Origin of the sequence: Hirschia maritima DSM 19733, assembly GCF_000378345.1 — a bacterium.
In the GTDB taxonomy this organism is placed as follows: domain Bacteria; phylum Pseudomonadota; class Alphaproteobacteria; order Caulobacterales; family Hyphomonadaceae; genus Hirschia; species Hirschia maritima.
The window spans coordinates 68,745-86,936 of sequence record NZ_KB899546.1; the positions used below are offsets into that span (position 1 = coordinate 68,745).

Sequence of the window (18,192 nt, forward strand, 5' to 3'; positions counted from 1 at the left end):
TCTTTACCTGATGTTGCCGTTAACAGTCTCTCTACCCCACAATATGTGGTGCCATGAACAACAATAGGCCGCCGAGTGCGAAGCGGTAAATCACGAATGGCAAGAAGCTCATACGCTTCAAGATTGCCATCAATGCTGCAATAGATACGATACCCGACACAAAAGACAGCGCAGCCACATAAAGCCCGTCCATCAACGTTGCATCGCCTGTATTCCCGCCCGCTTGGGATAATTCAAGGAATGCATATAATCCCACAGCCGCAAGCATAGGTGCTCCGATCAGCATCGAAAAACGCGCGGCTTCTTCGCGGCTAAAACCAAGGGCCCGGGAAGCTGTCATTGTGATCCCAGAACGGCTAGTGCCCGGGATTAACGCTGCAACACATTGTGTCAAACCAATCAAGAAAGCATCCTTAATCGACATATCTTTTTCTGTGCGATGCGTTTTACCTTTGGCATCCGCCCACCATAAAAGTGCACCAAAGAAAATTGTTGATCCCGCTACAACATATGCATTGCGCATACTGTCCTTCATCGCATCGCTGGCTAAGATTTCCCAACCAGCAGCAATTCCAAGTGCGAGTGGCGTTGCCACGATGATCATCAGAGCCAGATGCGCCCCATCGGAAAGCGGCTTTTTCGACATAGGAGAAGCGAAAAGCTCCACACCTCCAATGCTAGCCTTTACAAAATCACGCCAAAAATAGATCAGGATCGCAAACAATGTCCCCAAATGCGCCATTGCATTGATCAACAATTCTTCCGGACCTTCAAGCCCGAAATAGTCTGCTGCCAGCAGCACATGAGCTGATGAAGAAATAGGCAACCACTCGGTAATACCTTGAACCAAAGCGATCAAAGCCAATTGCAAATAGGACATGTTGTTATTTAGCCTTTAAACTCTACGAATATGCAAACTCGTAACACAGAACATGTCTAATAGTTTGCAATTATTACAGCTTGATGAACTGCAATTTGTAAGCCAAACCCCAGATATGCACCATATGAGATATATATTTTTGAGAACGATTTTCATCTAGCTCGAAATTCTTCCAAAAAGGCAAGTTATATGATCCATATGGTTCCAATTAATTCAATTTGCCACTTGCAGCCCTGTTTTCTTCGCATTATGACACTCCTCCCGCAATAAAACCGATAAAAAGAAGCTCGTCATGTCTGAGAAAATGCTAAAATTCATCTCACTCGATAAAGAGATGCCTAAAAAACGTGACGCAAAAGCTCGCAAAAAAGACTTCCACGAGATTTACTCTGAATACATTGATGCGAAAGCAGAAGAGCAATCGTCTCGTTGTTCACAATGTGGTGTTCCTTTTTGTCAGCAACACTGTCCGCTTGGCAACAATATCCCAGATTGGCTCAAGCTAACTGCTGAGGGTCGTTTGGAAGAAGCGTATCAATTGTCTTCTTCTACAAACAACATGCCTGAAATCTGTGGCCGTATCTGTCCACAAGACAGACTGTGTGAAGGTAGCTGTACAATTGAACAATCCGGTCATGGTACAGTGACTATCGGTTCTGTAGAAAAATATATCACCGATACAGCATTTGAAAATGGTTGGGTTTCACCTGTGAAGCCGCCAAAAGAGCGCGAACAATCTGTTGGAATTATTGGTGCAGGCCCTGCTGGATTTGCAGCAGCAGAACAGTTACGCCGCTATGGGTATCAAGTTACAGTTTATGACCGCTATGATCGTGCGGGTGGTCTACTTATCTATGGAATTCCCGGCTTCAAGCTAGAAAAAGAAATCGTTCTTCGCCGCGAACAATACTTAAAAGATTCAGGTGTCGAATTTGTCTACAACACGAATGTTGGTGAAGACATCACAATTCAGGAATTGCGCCAAAAGCATGATTCAATCCTAATCGCCACGGGTGTTTATAAAGCACGTGAACTTGGAATGCCCGGTGAAGATGCAGACGGTGTCTACCCTGCTCTGGATTTTCTGATCACGTCCAACAAATTAAACCTCGGTGATAAGGTCGAACGTTTTGAAAGCGGCGAGTTAAATGCCGAAGGTAAACGCGTTGTTGTAATTGGTGGTGGTGATACAGCTATGGACTGTGTTCGTACCGCAATCCGTCAGGGTGCTAAGGCCGTGACCTGTATGTATCGCCGCGACCGCGAAAACATGCCTGGTTCTCAGAGAGAAGTACAAAATGCTGAAGAAGAAGGTGTTAAGTTCGACTGGCTTTCAGCACCTAAAGAAGTCGTTGAAAAGAAAACTGGTGGCGTAAAAGCTGTAAAAGCTCTTCGCATGAAACTTGGACTTGCCGATGCTTCTGGCCGCCGTTCACCTGAGCCAATCGAAGATTCAGAATATGAAGTTAAAGCCGACATGGTGATCAAAGCTCTTGGCTTCAGCCCTGAAGATTTGCCAAAACTCTTCAACGAAGATGCTCTAACTGTGAACCGTTGGGGCGCATTAAAAGTGAGCCACTCAAATCTAATGACTTCTCTAGACGGCGTATTTGCAGCTGGTGACATCATGCGCGGTGCTTCACTGGTTGTTTGGGCCGTAAAAGACGGACGTGATGCAGCAGAACACATGCACAAATACATGAAGAGTAATGCCGCGTCAGAGAAAGTCGCAGCCGAATAAAATCGAGTTTAAACAACTCGCTATTGCACAAGATTTTTTGGGGAAGATTATCTTTCTTCTCCTACCTAATAAGGTAAAAACCGATGACCGAACAAAACAACAATTATAAAGCAGACTATCTGGCTAAACGTCAGCGTTTAATGGATGCAAACGCATACAATCCTGCAGATGAACATGATGCATGTGGTGTTGGTCTAGTTGTCCAAATGGATGGATCACCAAACCGCAAAATTGTTGAAGCTGGTATTAAAGCTCTTAAAAATGTGTGGCACCGTGGTGCTGTAGATGCAGATGGTAAGACTGGTGATGGTGCAGGTATACGTTTGGATGTACCGCAAGCATTCTTCCAAGCGCAGATTAAGAAGACAGGTCATGCGCCCAACGAAGACCAACCTATCTGTATTGGTCAGATCTTCTTGCCGCGCGAAGATCTAAGCGCTCAAGAGCACGCACGTACAATTGTTGAAACTGAAGTCGTTGGTTTTGGTTTTCAGGTATATGGTTGGCGCCAAGTTCCCATCGACACATCTGTGATTGGTGAAAAAGCTGATGCCACTCGTCCAGAAATTCAGCAAATTATGTTCTGTGACCCCACAGGACGCGACGAAGCTGAATTAGAAAAAATACTTTATGTATGTCGCCGCCGCATTGAAAAGCGCGTGCGTGAAGCGGGCATTCCTAGCTTCTATATTTGTTCATTTTCTGCAAAGGCGATCATCTATAAAGGGATGTTCCTTGCCGAAGATATCGACAAATTCTACCCTGACCTTCAAGATGAAAAATTCATCTCTTCTGTCGCGATTTATCACCAACGTTATTCGACCAACACCTTCCCGCAATGGTGGTTGGCGCAACCTTTCCGTATGTTGGCTCACAATGGTGAAATCAATACAATTCACGGCAACATGAACTGGATGAAGTCTCACGAAATCCGTATGGTTTCAGACACTTTTGAAGGTCACAAAGACGATATCCGTCCTGTCATTACGCAAGGTTCTTCAGACTCAGCTGCTCTTGATGCTGCGTTTGAATTACTCGTACGTGCGGGCAGAAAAGCAACAATGGCTAAAACGCTTCTAATACCTGAAGCTTGGTCCAAGCGTGAAGACGTCATGCCTCAAGCGCACCAAGGGCTTTATGCTTATGCGAATGCTGTGATGGAGCCATGGGATGGGCCAGCTGCAGTATGTGCGTTTGATGGCCGGTGGGCTGTCGCTGGTCTAGACCGTTCCGGTCTACGTCCGATGCGATACGCACTGACAACAGATGGTATTCTAGCATGTGGATCAGAAACAGGAATGTGCCCGCTTGATTCTGACAGCATTGAAAGCCGTGGGCGTGTAGCTCCTGGTGGAATGATTGCCGTCAACATTGATGAAGGCAAATTTTACTCCCACAAGGAAGTGATCGACGCGCTTGCTGCTCAACACCCTTATGACGAGTGGCTGGAAAATGTGATCGAGCTGGACGAGCGTGTTACAGAAGGCAAAGAACCAAAGACATTTGACAAAGATGAATTGCTTCGTCGCCAGACAGCAGCTGGTTTCTCAATGGAAGAAACAGAGCTTATTTTATCACCAATGATTGAAGGTGGAAAAGAAGCCATCGGATCTATGGGAGATGATAGCCCGCTTGCCGTATTGTCTGAAGGCTACCGCCCTCTTTCTCACTATTTCCGTCAGAACTTCTCGCAGGTAACTAACCCACCAATCGACCCGTTACGCGAAGATCGTGTAATGAGTTTGAAAACACGTTTTAAAAACCTCGGAAACATCCTTGCTGATGATGAAGCACAATCAAATGTGTTCATTCTAGACAGCCCTGTTTTGACAACGGGTATGTACAACAAACTGGTGGAAACACTTGGCGAAGGCGTTGCTGTCATCGACTGTACATTCAATGTAGACGCAGCCAACTCAGCGGCCGGTGGAACTTTGCATGCCGCATTGGAACGTATTTGTACTGAAGCTGAAGATGCAGTTTCTCAAGGTAAAGAACACATTGTTCTTTCTGATGAAGCTCTAAACGCTGAGAATGCTGGTATTCCAATGATCTTGGCTGTGGGTGCTGTGCACTCTCACTTGGTCAATAAAGAACTTCGCTCTTTCTGTTCTATCACAGCACGCTCTGCAGAGTGTATGGATACACACTATCACGCAGTACTCATTGGTGTTGGTGCAACATGTGTGAATGCGTATCTTGCAATGGAAACAATTGCAGACCGCCATGCACGTGGCTTGATCGCTGATATTTCACTTGAAGAAGCGTCTCAAAACTTCAAAAAAGCCATTGATGCAGGTCTTCTTAAGATCATGTCTAAAATGGGTATATCGGTTATTTCGTCCTATCGTGGTGGTTATAACTTTGAAGCGTTGGGCCTCTCGCGTGCACTTGTTGATAGCTACTTCCCAGGTCTTACATCAAAGATATCTGGTATTGGTCTAAATGGTTTGGCAAAGAAGGCCCTTGGACTGCACGAAAAAGCATTTGATTCACAAGTCACTGCGTTGCCAGTTGGTGGTTTTTACCGCATTCGTCGTTCAGGTGAACGTCACGCTTTGACAGGCGACCTTATCCACCAGCTACAAAAAGCATGTGATACAGGAAGCTACTCGGAGTGGAAAAAATACTCTGAAGCGATCAAATCAGAAGCCCGAGAACACCCAATTCAATTGCGTGATCTGCTTGATTTTGACTCACCCAGAAAATCACTTCCAGAAGAAGACATCCAATCCGTCAACGAAATCCGCAAACGCTTTGTAACACCAGGAATGTCTCTAGGTGCGCTTAGCCCTGAAGCACACGGTACGCTGAACGTTGCAATGAACCGCATTGGTGCAAAATCTGTGTCTGGTGAAGGTGGAGAAGTTCGCGAACGCTATAAGCCAATGGCGAATGGCGACAACATGAACTCTGCCATCAAACAGGTTGCATCTGGTCGTTTCGGTGTAACAGCCGAATACCTCAACCAATGTAGAGAAGTTGAAATTAAAGTCGCTCAAGGTGCTAAGCCAGGTGAAGGTGGTCAACTTCCGGGTTTTAAAGTAACGGAATTTATTGCGAAAAACCGGAATGCAACACCCGGCGTGACTTTGATCTCACCGCCACCACACCACGATATCTATTCCATCGAGGACTTGGCTCAACTCATCTATGACTTGAAACAAATCAACCCTGATATTCGCGTATGTGTGAAATTGGTTGCGCGTTCAGGTGTGGGGACAATTGCTGCTGGTGTGGCGAAAGCTAAAGCTGATATCATCCTCATAGCAGGTAATGTTGGAGGTACAGGTGCCAGCCCACAAACATCAGTGAAATTTGCTGGTCTACCTTGGGAAATCGGTCTAGCTGAAGCACATCAAGTTCTAACCCTCAACAACCTACGTGACCAAGTTACATTGCGTACGGATGGTGGCCTTCGCACTGGTCGTGACATCGTAATGGCTGCGATGCTTGGTGCTGAAGAATACGGTATCGGAACAGCTTCTCTTGTGGCCATGGGGTGTATTATGGTGCGCCAGTGTCACTCAAACACTTGCCCAGTCGGTGTGTGTACTCAACGTGATGATCTGCGTGAGAAGTTCACTGGCCAGCCGTATAAAGTGGTCAACCTAATGACTCACATTGCTGAAGAAGTTCGTGATATCCTCGCGGAACTTGGCTTTTCTACACTTGATGAAGTTATTGGGCGCACTGATCTTCTTTCACAGGTGTCTCGAGGATCAGAATTCCTTGATGACCTTGATCTAAACCCGCTATTGATCCGCGCGGATGCAGATCAACAAATCGAGTACAAGCCGACACTTCGCAATGATGTACCTGATTCATTGGATGCCGAAATCCTACGTGATGCTTCTGCATTCTTTGAAAAAGGCGAGAAAATGCAAGTGGACTATAAAGTTCGCAATGTTCAGCGTGCGATTGGTACACGTGCTTCATCAGCGATTGTTCGCAAATTTGGAGCAGATGACCCACTTCCGGAAGGCCGTTTATGGGTAACTCTGGATGGTTCCGCTGGTCAGTCTCTTGGTGCCTTTTGTGTGAAAGGACTCACACTTGAAGTTATCGGGGACGCCAATGACTATGTAGGAAAAGGGTTGTCAGGAGCGACTATTATTCTGCGTCCGTCATCTGGTGCGCGCTTCCTAGCACACGAAAACACCATCATCGGAAACACATGTCTTTATGGAGCGACATCAGGATACCTTTTCGCCGCCGGCCAGGCTGCAGAACGGTTTGCTGTTCGTAACTCTGGTGCAACTGCAGTCATTGAAGGGTGTGGTTCCAATGGTTGTGAATACATGACAGGTGGTAGAGCTGTTATCCTTGGAGCAATCGGCGATAATTTCGGTGCGGGTATGACAGGCGGAATGGCCTACATATATGACCCCGAAGATAAATTCGACGTATTAGCAAACCCTGATGCAATTGTTTGGGATACAATCAAATCCAAGCATTGGGAAAAAGAACTAAAAGGCCTCATTCAAGAGCACCAATCTCGCACAGGTTCAGAGCTTGCCCATTCTATTTTGGCAAATTGGAAATTGGAACTTTCCAACTTCAAACAGGTTTGCCCAAAAGAAATGCTCTCCCGTCTTGAAAACCCTCTTGATGACTCTGCCACAGCAACAGCCGCGGAATAAACTCCATAAGCTTGTGGTATAGACCCCAGACAAAGCGTCGACATCTGTCGGCGCTTTGTTTTGTTTCAATTCTGAAAATAGATCAAATCGGCACAAAACTCTTACGAATGCGCAATAACCATAAAAAATTTTAGATATTAGACACAATCTGAAACAATTTTTTGCTCGCATTCATCCGTGCTTAGTGTTGCCATTATTTAATTTGGCATATATGCGCGAATAATGACCCAAGAATTATTGAACCTCGCACTCGCCACATTTGTCACATTTTTTGTGTTGATCGACCCTCCCGGTGTCGCGCCCGTTTTCGCATCTTTGACTGCACCCGGTGGTCCCAAGTTTGCTCGGAAAATGGCATTTAAATCTGTCATAGTTGCAGCAATAATTATTGTGGGGTTTGCTTTTGGTGGTGCTTGGCTACTCGGGGCTTTGCACATATCCATCGATGCTTTCAGAGCAGCCGGTGGTATTCTCCTATTCTTAATCGCTTTGGATATGGTGTTTGAAAAACGCCAAGAACGCCGCGAAAGCCGTGCAGAAGCACTATTGGAAGATGAAGAACATAAAGAGCTAGATGACGTGTCCGTCTTCCCTCTGGGAATACCTATGCTTGCGGGCCCCGGTTCCATCGCAACGGCTATGCTTTATATGCAAAACTCCAGCGGCAACGCCGTTGAGCAAGGCATTGTCATTGGCGCAATATTAGCCAACCTACTGCTCTGTTATTTTGTGTTCCTCGGTGCGGCCCCGCTTATCCGCATGATGGGAGACAGCGTTGCTGGTGCGATCACACGTATCTTTGGTGTTATCCTCGCCGCCCTCTCCGTTCAGCTATTGATCGACGGTATCAAAGGTGCGTTCGGCCTAGTTGGCGTTGGGCATTGAATTTCAACTTGAGTATCACCCATTTCAAGAACGTTAATATCGGCCTCTTACACCAAAACTTTGTACAAGGCTCAATTATGAAATTCTTTTTAGGTCTTCCGTTGCTACTAGCATTGGCGTTGGCTACATCTGAAGCTCAGGCTTCACCAACGCCTGATCCATGTGAATTAGATCATCTACAACTAATTGGACCATTTCCCAACGACATCGAAATACAAAATGTTTCATATCTCTGGACTGCCGTTGATGGAAATTTACACAAAATACTTCATTTAGGACCTAAATCACTTAATCAGAAAGCTGCTGAATTTTATTTAAATACGGAACCAACAAATAGGGACACTCTCAGTCAAATTTCGATGATGAATTGGGTCGCCAACATTGCTATTGCCCATGAAATGGACATTTTAAATTCGCGTTCAAAAAATCACGAAAATGAGAAAAAGTTTTATCTCCCCGTAGACACATTGAATCAAATTTTACAGGAATTAAAATATGGCTTTTTCCATGAGTTATCAACGCGTGACCCTCCTTGGGTCATCGAAACACATAGATTAAATTTCTGCACTGCTGCCACAATTCTCGGAACAATTAATGAGATCTCTATTCCTGAAATTCTCATAGCTGAATGCAAAAAAAGACTACATTCAGCTGCATTATCATTGCTTACCTCTGCCCAACATCCGATGGTTTCAACTTATCACCCCGACTGGTCTTCAATATGCACTACATATGGTTACAGGATGAGATCAATTGTATTCTTGAAACTCTTAGCTCAAAGAATTGACGATACTCGAATAGCTTCTCTTCATGGAAAAGAGCCAGCAATTCTTCCATACAACTTACAATTTAGAGAACCATTTCACTATCGGATTGAACATGGAAAATTCATGAAATCCCTTTTTATGAAAATGAAATCTGAACTCTACCAAGTCATTTCAGAAAAATCAGACTCAGAACATTTGAAGCAACAATATGCTGAAAAAGCTTCTTACTATAGTTGGCTTAGCCAAATAAACTAAATTTGTTAAATTAAAAAATCTCGATAGAAATTACTCTACAATACGAGACCGAAGTTAAACGTTTTTCCGTCTACGCTTCTTCGGCGCACCAGACACGCTAATATCTGTATCTGCTAGAGATTCAGGTGTGTCACCCTCACGGCGTTTCATTTTGTTAGCCATTGTTTTTAGGCTTTCACCTGGGAAAGTCAGCGCGAGCATTTCTAGGACTGAGACTTCATCCAACACTTCATCATTTTGATCAGATGAATAAGCAAAACCGTCAGCAACAGGACTTGCACCAGCGGCAATCCAATCATCCATTAATCGCTGACGACCAGCCGGTAAAATTACATATCGATCAGATACTTCAACCGTTGAACGACCATCATCTTCCGGCACCATAATCTCATGCAGTTTTTCACCGGGACGAATGCCGACAACTTTTTGAGGCAGATCTGGCGCAACCGCCGATGCAAGCGTTCCGATTGTGGATGATGGAATTTTAGGTACAAAAATCTCTCCTCCACGTGTTTGCGCAAGGCCTGACAACACAAAGTTCACACCCTGCTCCAATGTAATCCAGAAACGTGTCATGCGTTGATCTGTAATTGGAAGGTGATATGCTCCTTCAGAAATGAGTTTACGGAAAAAGGGCACGACTGAACCACGGGAACCAAGCACATTCCCATATCGTACGACAGAAAATTTTGTTCCATTCGCACCAGATAGATTGTTTGCTGCCACAAACACCTTGTCAGCTGCAAGCTTGGAAGCACCATAGAGATTGATCGGGTTTGCCGCTTTATCAGTCGAGAGTGCAACGACGGTTTTAACACCAGCTTTGATGGAAGCATTCACCACATTTTCTGCCCCAAACACATTCGTGCGAATACATTCCATCGGGTTATATTCTGCGATCGGCACATGCTTTAGCGCGGCAGCGTGAATGACATAATCAACACCACGCATTGCCATTTCCAGACGCGCTTCATCTCTTACATCTCCAATGAAGTACCGCATAAATGGATAATCTTCTGGAGGGAACATCTGCGCCATTTCATACTGCTTAAGCTCATCGCGAGAGAACACAATTAGCTTATTAGGCGTCCAACGTTCGGAAACGATTTTGACAAATTCTTTTCCAAAACTTCCCGTTCCACCCGTCACCAGAATATTCTTGCCATTCAGGTCAGGAGAAGAATCCATAAAGTCTCGGAAGAAAGATTTAGTCATGATCAATACTCAATCTGTAAGATTTCACATAAATGATAAAGGCCTTGTTAAGAATCAAACTCTCTTAAAGGGCTTAAGCATTGGTTTACGGGATGCAGGTTATTTTTAAGCTTCAATTTCGGGTTTACTCAGATTGCAGATATTGGATTTAGCAATCACAACCCATATAAGGCTTCCGAGGTATCCATGACGCTCGCAATTATCGTTCAAGCGCGTTGGAATTCGAGTAGATTACCAGGTAAAATTCTTGAAGATCTTGGAGGAGCTCCCGCTCTGAAAAGGTGTCTCGATAGATGCGATCAAATTCCGCAATCTGATGTCGTGGTATGTGCTGTACCAGACACCGCAGAAAATGATCCTATTGCAAAAGCTGCGGCAAGCTGGGGTTATGTTGTTTCTCGAGGGTCGGAAGATGATGTTCTTTCTAGATATGCAAAAGCCGCTCGCGAAGTTGATGCAACTACAGTCATGCGTGTAACTTCAGATTGCCCCATGATTGACCCAAAAATATGTGACAGTGTGCTTAGCTTATTGAAACGCCAGGGGGTTGGTTACGCTTGCAATAATATGCCTGCGCGTTTCCCGCATGGTTTAGATTGTGATGCATTCTCTGCCGAGCATTTGTATGAAGCAGACAAGCAAGCAAATACGCAATACGATAGAGAACATGTGACACCATGGATACGCTCCAAAAAAGGTATAAAACGCGCCTCTCTTCAAGGGCCCGGCGAGCCTTTGGCTTCATTGCGCTGGACGCTCGATTACAAAGAAGATCTGCTCTTTATGCAGGCATTGTACGAAGCAATGGGAAACAGAGCTGCAACGGCTAGCGCAGCTGAATACGCACGCATGTGTTTGATGCGCCCTGATATTCAATCCATCAACGAGAAACATATCAATAGAAATAGATTAGCACTCTCTGAACATGCCCACATTGAAACATCACCCGTTTCATTAGAGATAGCTGCTTAATGTCACAACGCTGGCTCATTCTTGGTGCAACGGGACTATTGGGCCCCTGCTTCGTCAAAGAAATCAAAGACCGTGGATATCAGGCTATTACAGCGGCGCGTTCAAATGCAGATGTTTGTTTTGATTTATCAGATCAAAGTCAACTTCATCAAACTCTCGAAGATACAAAACCAGATAGCGTCATAAATTGCGCGGCCAATATCTATGTAGATTTATGTGAAAATGATCCTGCTGGCTCATATTTACTAAACACACGTCCATTATCGACTCTAGCAGATTGGAGCCGTGAAAATGACAAGCCTCTGTTGCAAGTCTCAACCGATCATTACTTTACTCAGGGTGGCAACAATCCTCAATCTGAAGATGCTCCAGTTGATTTAGTCAATGAATATGCACGTTCAAAATACCTCGCTGAACATTTGGCCCTGACAGCGCCTAAAGCTTTAGTATTGCGAACGAATATCGTTGGCGCACAAAAGGGACACGGCCGCTGGGTGAAAGAAAGCCTCTTGAACAAAGCTCCGATGACTCTGTTTATGGATTTCTTTGCATCACCTCTGCATGTGCAAGATATGGCTCGTATCAGTTTGGATTTGGCCCAAAAGCAAGCAAACGGAATATATAATGTCAGCTCACGAGATGTATCATCCAAAGGTGAGTTTATATACGCCGTGGCAAAAGCCATGAATATCAATCCAGATTGGGTGATAGAAGGAACAGGACATCAATTAGCTACCAAACGCGCGATGTGCTTGGGGCTTGATGTATCAAAAGCTGAATCCACGCTCGGCTATCAATTGCCAACTTTGGAAGAAACAGCAAAAAAACTAGCAAATGAGGCATTATAGACATGCGCTACAATAATCATTTCAAAGTCTATGATCGCGAAATTGCCCTAGACCAGCCCACCTATTTCATCGCTGATATTGCTGCCTCTCACGATGGCGATTTAGAACGCGCTAAGGACCTGATTTGGAAAGCAAAAGAAGCTGGTGCTGAATGCGCTAAGTTCCAACACTTCTTAGCCAAAGATATTGTGTCAGACCGAGGGTTTAAACAACTAGGCGGGCAGATGGCGCACCAGTCCAAATGGAAAAAGTCAGTCTATGATATTTTTGACGAATTCCACCTTCCCCGTGAATGGACACCAACCCTCGCAGAAACATGCCAAAAAGCTGGCATTCATTATATGACGACTCCCTATGATATCCCTGCGATTGATATGAATGATGACCTTTGTGGTGCTTGGAAAATTGGGTCTGGCGATGTTAGCTGGCCGCAATTCATTTCTGAAGTATCCAAACGCGGAAAACCTATGTTTGTTGCCACTGGTGCATCTGACATGGAAGAATCCATACGCGCTGCCGAAGCTGTTCTCGCGCATAATCGCGAGCTGTGCTTAATGCAGTGTAATACGAACTATACAGGCAGCGACGATAATTTTGCTAATGTGAATTTGAATGTTCTCAAAGCATTCGCCATGGCCTTTCCCGGATTGCCGCTTGGTCTATCTGACCACACACCCGGGCATTCTGCTGTATTGGGGGCTGTTGCATTGGGAGCCCGCGCGATTGAAAAACACTTTACAGATGACAATAATCGCGAAGGCCCCGATCATGGTTTCTCCATGACACCTACCACATGGCGCGACATGGTGGATCGTACGCGAGAACTAGAATCCGCTCTTGGGGATGGTGTGAAACGCGTGGAACCCAACGAGGGAGATAGCATCGTGGTTCAACGTCGCTGTTTGCGCGTAAAACATGCTCTACCTAAAGGTCATGTTCTATCGCAAGATGATATTGAAGCTCTACGCCCAGCCCCCCGCAATGCTTATGAACCTCATGCATTGGATACTGTAATTGGCCGTGAATTACTGGACGATCTCGTTTTTGGAGATGCACTTACACCGGATAACACAAAGGCGAAAAGCTAATGCTGTCAGGTGAATTTGTAAATTTACGCGCCATCGAGCAAACAGACCTCGAACCATTGCGTCAATGGCGAAACAAACCCGAAATGCGTCGCTTCTTCAGAGAGTACAGAGAGATCTCACCAGAGATGCAACAAAAATGGTTTGAAAACCATGTTCTAAACGACCCTCGGACACGCATGTTTGCGATTGAACGCAAATCAGATTCCGCACTCATGGGTGCTTGCGGGTTGTGCTATATAGATGCGATCAACCAAAATGCGGATTTTTCAATTTATTTGGGAATTGACGATCTCTATATAGACGAAAAATTCGCTTCTGACGCTGGTAAAGTTCTGATCCAATACGGCTTTGAAGAGTTAAATCTACATCGTATTTGGGCTGAGATTTATTCCATCGATGAACCCAAACAAGCATTCTTGCCAAGCCTTGGATTTGAACTGGAGGGCACTCATCGCGAGACACATTTCACTGAGGGTAAATGGGTAAATAGTTTATTCTATGGATTGCTTTCTTCTTCCCAAGCGCGCTGATCCAATCCATAAACCGCACTTCGGCGAACTTGGCGTCCACGGCGAATAGACCGAAAAAAAGTATCTAGGGTTAACCACACCAGAGTTAATCCCATACCAATTAACAACGTCATCATCACACGAAGTTTAGAAGTCCATTTAACTGGTGTTTGTGCTGCCGTAAGTGCCGATCCACCTTCCATAGACAACAACGCTAAAGCTCTATCTCCACCAGCTTCGGTAAGTAAAATTGCGCGCTGAAGATCCAAATCGTTTCGTACATATGAAAGCAAACGAATGGTCGCATGTGGAGAAATTTTCTCAGAAACACTGTGAATTAAACGCAGCTGTTCTTCCAGCCCCTCCAATTCCCTCACATCAATTCCTTCACGGATGATATCAAGAACGACATCCCCTTTAGCTGCAATTCCCAATGCACCCGAAAAACGAACTGTTAGATCGCGTTTTATACGTTCGGGCGGAGCAACATTAAATAATCGACGTTGGAAATGCCTTCTAAAATCTTCATTCATATTGCCCGAACGGTCGGCTGCTCGAACGATTGAAGCACCAGCACGCTCTTTATCTCCAAGGGCACTAAGACCGATTCCAGACAGAGTAAAAGCAAAACTGTCAATCTTCTGCCCTCTCACCCATTGAGCAGCTTGTAGCGCCAAATCTCTTTCATCACCAAGTACGTTTAGCCCTGCATTGGCCGAAGCATTTCTATCGATAATTTCGTCACTTTGCTCACTCAATGTTGATTGCGGGTCGGCTGTTTGCGTAGCTGCACGCCAAATCGCCCTCAAAGGTGAAATGGCTTGCTCATATGAATATCGCACATCTTCATCGAGGTATTTTAACGCGGCTTGTTCAATCGCGGCATCACCTTGAACCTCGAGAACTTTAGCCGATACAAGCAAAGATGCTGAATTCTTCTCATCCAACATGTTCGGAGCTGCCAACAACAGGCCATGTGCTGTTCTCAAATTCCCACGTTCAACTTGCTCTTTCACCAATCGCGACCAAGTTTCACGCCGAGACCCCTGACCAGACATTAGAGACTGGAAACGTTGATCGATCACATCTCGTGTCTCAGCAAGAGAACCAGGCGTAACGTCAAAATCCATACCGTGACGACTAAAAGTATCAGAAACAATACGTGCTGCCAAAAGAGGTATTAGTGCCAAAAGCGCTAAAAAGAGCGCAGCACTTAACCAAGCAAAAGGAGCAGGTCGCTTTCGTTTATGATACATTTGCAACCTGACACTCAACTCTTGGACACAGATCAGACAAGGATAACACAGGAATCAAAATCAATTTAATCCTGTTAGCTATTTCGTCACGACATTCGATTATATTCAAGAGTGAATTCCCGCCTAAACGGTAATTTCTGTGGGTTTCGTCAATGGATGTGTCGCAATGGTTGTAAATGTCGATTTTTCGCTTGTAGGTGCGTACATGAATGCTCGTATGAACGAGCGTCTTGTTGGCACGAGCTTTCAAGCCAATTCTACGCAGCAGGCTCCTTCTGCGCAAGCAACTGATGAGCTTGCAGCGGGTACTCCACCTTGGAAAGCAGCTGAAGAAACTCAATCCGATGACGATATCCTTTCCACAGCATTTGCTTCTTTAAAATCAGGCAATTTCATTTCTGCCTCTGATAAAAGAACAGCTCTCGAGGCCAAAGACGATTCCACCAAACTGTTCATTGCGTATGAAGCACTTGAATCCTTGCAAACAATCGCAACGGCGGTGGAAAAAGGACTACTCAAAGAATCTTACTACGAGTTGGCAGAAAAGCGGCTAAATGAAGGCATTGCAGAGATCTCTGAGTTTATTGGAAGCTCGGATTTTGACTCAGTTACTATGCTGGCCAGTGCCAAACTAGATAAAACAACGTCTGAAGTTACCATTGCACGCGCCTCATATGAATACACAACAGATATAACCCACTCGGGCGCTAAAGATGACCCAGTCACGGCATGGGCGGGTATATCCGGTTTTTCGATCACGGTTGATCGTGTCAATCAATCTGACACTCTCAACATCGATCTTTCTTCTCTAGCGGATAATGAACGTACGCTGGAAAACGTGACCGACCTAATCAACCAACAGCTAGAGTCTGTTGGGGCATCATCAAAATTTTATCCGCAACAAATCGGTGAGAAAAACGAATACGGCGTATATGCGGGTGATGATTGGGGAATGAAAATCAAAGGCTTACAAGGAGAGCACCTATCCTTCACAGCCAATACTTCTGCGCCTGCCCTCTTCATGGTTGGAGGTAGCGGTGCAGCAGGAGACGACAACACATTATCTGCGCAAATATCTAAATGGACTGGTTTAAGTGAGGCCTCACCAACCCGCACTAAAACAAATCTTTTCCTTGCTGAATCTACGGTCACACAAGAGGCAAAAGACGAAGACGAAATTGACCTAACAGAGCACAATGACTCTCAATTCATCGCAACCAAAGCCGGACCAGATGGATCTATTTACGCGCTGGCGAATGTTGAAAATGATGTGAATGGCCAAAAAATTCTGAGCGATAATGATCTGGCACTCGTCAAATATGACAGCACAGGAAAAGAGCTCTGGACACGCATTGTCGGTAATTCGGCCGAAATCACAGGAACCGATTTAGCGGTCGCACCAGATGGCCGCGTTGCGATAGCTGGATCTACAACCGACGAATTTGATTCCACTGCATTTGGTGGTGGCACTGATGGCTTCGTTATAATGTATAACGCAGATGGCCTTGAAACATCTGTTTATCAAGAAGCCACCCGCTTTGAAGACAAAATTACCTCTCTCGCTTTTGACTCCGCAGGTGCACTTTACATAGGTGGCAGCACCACAGGAAACATTGACGGCAATGGAAATGCTGGCGGTGTAGATGCTTACGTTGAAAAGCTGGATGTGCTGGGCAACAGAATGTGGATTAATCAATTTGGGTCCGCAGAAGATGATACAGTAACTGCCATTACAATTGCTGATGATGGCACACCAATCGTCGCCACACGCAATGGCGAAGAAACAACTATTCAATCTGTAACAGGCGCGAGCTTTAGTGCATCAGATTGGTCGCATGATATTGGAAAAGCCAGTGTCACGACAATGGATTTCGATAGTGACGCCCTCTATCTAGGCGGTTCAACACGATACCCTACTCGCACAGCCAATGAATTTGGTGGAACAGCTTCCACTGATTATGACGCATTCGCGATCAAACTGAATGTCACAGATGGCGGCGGTAGCACCACTGTGACCGAAGATTGGTATCAAGGCTTCGGTGGCAGCGGCGAACAGGGAATATCTGAAGTTATCGCGCATGATGGCGCGCTTTACCTATCAGGAACAGCTGGGAATTCCTTTGGCAGCCAAAGCATTGATGCAGATGAAAAACACGCCATCATAGCGTCTTTAGATGCATCAACCGGTGCCGAAAACTGGGTCAACAGCCTAACAGGGCGTGGTAGCCAAGCTAACAGTGCCGGCATGACGCTTTCATCAACTGGATCTAGTGACCTTGATGCATTTGGTCTGCCCAATGGCAAGCTAACAATGGGCGGCACATCTTATGTGAGCGATCATTCCGCAGCGCGTGTGGGCGACCATTTCACTCTCATTGTCGACGGTAAAGAAACCAAGATTGAGCTAGAAAGAGAAGACACGTATCGCGCGCTTACCTTCAAATTAAACGCCGCACTGGGACAAGATGGTACAGCCCTCGCGCGTCGTTCCAGCACCGGCGCTCAGGCACTCAGCATTCGCCCCGCCGAAGAAACCATTATTGAACTTGTCCCAGGTGATAAGGGCTCCGACCTTCTAAATGCCTTGGGATTAACGGCAGGGTTCCTCTATGATGAGCCGTCTTTGCTAGATGAAGACAAAAGCTCTGATGCACCTCCCCTCATTTCGCTGGATTTAGAATCGGCAGTTACGCTAACCAGCGCTGCCTCAGCCAAATTTGATGTGGATGAAGATGGTAAATTGACCGAGAAAGAAAAACCCGTCACAGATGTGCTCAAAATGTTTGATGTCGCCTTGGCCAGTATCCGTACAGCCTATCGCCACGCAATTGATGATCCAACACTGAAAATTGATACATCGACAAATGCCAACAGCACGCAAGCATCAGCCTATCAATTGGCCCAACAAGCCAACCTCCAAGCCGGCCTAGATCGCCTAACTGGCGGCGGTGGGGGTGGAACATTAGGTTTGTTTGCCTAAGGAGGTTTTGTAGGTATCGAGCCGTTTATCGCCCAAAAGGGACCCATTACCAAAATGGCAATGGGTCCCTTTTGGGCGATATGTAGCCTGGTTTCTAATATCCATAGAGTGGAGCGAAAAAGCGTTGGGACGTTTATTGGCTGAAAAAAGGGC

At 45.5% G+C, this 18,192-nt stretch carries 12 protein-coding genes; 9 read left to right on the forward strand and 3 right to left on the reverse strand.

Going from position 1 to position 18,192, the window contains the following annotated elements; translation table 11 throughout:
- Window positions 1-31: 31 nt before the first annotated feature.
- Entirely contained in the window at window positions 32-880 is an 849-nt protein-coding gene (locus F551_RS0108640) for an undecaprenyl-diphosphate phosphatase (RefSeq protein ID WP_018997101.1), read from the reverse strand.
- A 292-nt stretch (window positions 881-1,172) separates the two neighbouring features.
- Here F551_RS0108640 and F551_RS0108645 point away from each other — a divergent pair, with 292 nt between their 5' ends.
- The 4 genes from F551_RS0108645 (at window position 1,173) to F551_RS0108660 (ending at window position 9,171) form a co-directional block, all read left to right on the forward strand.
- Window positions 1,173-2,621 carry an NAD(P)-dependent oxidoreductase gene (locus F551_RS0108645; RefSeq protein ID WP_018997102.1) on the forward strand — a complete coding sequence of 483 codons (1,449 nt, stop codon included), beginning with the start codon at window positions 1,173-1,175 and terminating at the stop codon, window positions 2,619-2,621.
- Window positions 2,622-2,704: 83 nt separating this feature from the next.
- The gene (gene gltB / locus F551_RS0108650) at window positions 2,705-7,264 is read left to right on the forward strand and encodes a glutamate synthase large subunit (protein ID WP_018997103.1); all 4,560 of its coding nucleotides are present in this window, start codon (window positions 2,705-2,707) and stop codon (window positions 7,262-7,264) included.
- A gap of 222 nt (window positions 7,265-7,486) precedes the next feature.
- Window positions 7,487-8,149: a MarC family protein gene (locus F551_RS0108655; protein WP_018997104.1), complete on the forward strand. Its 663-nt coding sequence runs from the start codon at window positions 7,487-7,489 to the stop codon at window positions 8,147-8,149.
- 77 nt (window positions 8,150-8,226) lie between these two features.
- The gene (locus tag F551_RS0108660; protein WP_018997105.1) at window positions 8,227-9,171 is read left to right on the forward strand and encodes a hypothetical protein; all 945 of its coding nucleotides are present in this window, start codon (window positions 8,227-8,229) and stop codon (window positions 9,169-9,171) included.
- A 54-nt stretch (window positions 9,172-9,225) separates the two neighbouring features.
- Here the strand turns inward: F551_RS0108660 and pseB are convergent, their stop codons facing one another.
- Complete coding sequence (gene pseB / locus F551_RS0108665; protein WP_033404868.1) at window positions 9,226-10,386, reverse strand: UDP-N-acetylglucosamine 4,6-dehydratase (inverting); 1,161 nt, start codon at window positions 10,384-10,386, stop codon at window positions 9,226-9,228.
- 186 nt (window positions 10,387-10,572) lie between these two features.
- Between pseB and F551_RS0108670 the strand changes: the two genes are divergently transcribed.
- From F551_RS0108670 to F551_RS0108685, 4 genes are read left to right on the forward strand one after another with little or no spacing between them, the layout of a single operon-like run.
- Entirely contained in the window at window positions 10,573-11,358 is a 786-nt protein-coding gene (locus F551_RS0108670; protein ID WP_018997107.1) for a cytidylyltransferase domain-containing protein, read from the forward strand.
- Complete coding sequence (locus F551_RS0108675) at window positions 11,358-12,206, forward strand: SDR family oxidoreductase (RefSeq protein WP_018997108.1); 849 nt, start codon at window positions 11,358-11,360, stop codon at window positions 12,204-12,206. Before F551_RS0108670 ends, F551_RS0108675 begins: the two co-directional genes overlap by 1 nt.
- A gap of 2 nt (window positions 12,207-12,208) precedes the next feature.
- A complete protein-coding gene (locus tag F551_RS0108680; RefSeq protein ID WP_018997109.1) occupies window positions 12,209-13,294 on the forward strand; it encodes an N-acetylneuraminate synthase family protein in 1,086 nt (361 codons plus the stop codon).
- Entirely contained in the window at window positions 13,294-13,824 is a 531-nt protein-coding gene (locus F551_RS0108685; RefSeq protein WP_018997110.1) for a GNAT family N-acetyltransferase, read from the forward strand. Before F551_RS0108680 ends, F551_RS0108685 begins: the two co-directional genes overlap by 1 nt.
- Here the strand turns inward: F551_RS0108685 and F551_RS0108690 are convergent.
- A complete protein-coding gene (locus tag F551_RS0108690; RefSeq protein ID WP_018997111.1) occupies window positions 13,791-15,059 on the reverse strand; it encodes a hypothetical protein in 1,269 nt (422 codons plus the stop codon). The genes F551_RS0108685 and F551_RS0108690 overlap by 34 nt on opposite strands.
- 166 nt (window positions 15,060-15,225) lie before the next feature.
- Here F551_RS0108690 and F551_RS0108695 point away from each other — a divergent pair, with 166 nt between their 5' ends.
- On the forward strand, window positions 15,226-18,039 hold the full coding sequence (locus tag F551_RS0108695; protein ID WP_033404901.1) for an autotransporter outer membrane beta-barrel domain-containing protein: 2,814 nt from the start codon (window positions 15,226-15,228) through the stop codon (window positions 18,037-18,039).
- Window positions 18,040-18,192 lie beyond the last annotated feature (153 nt).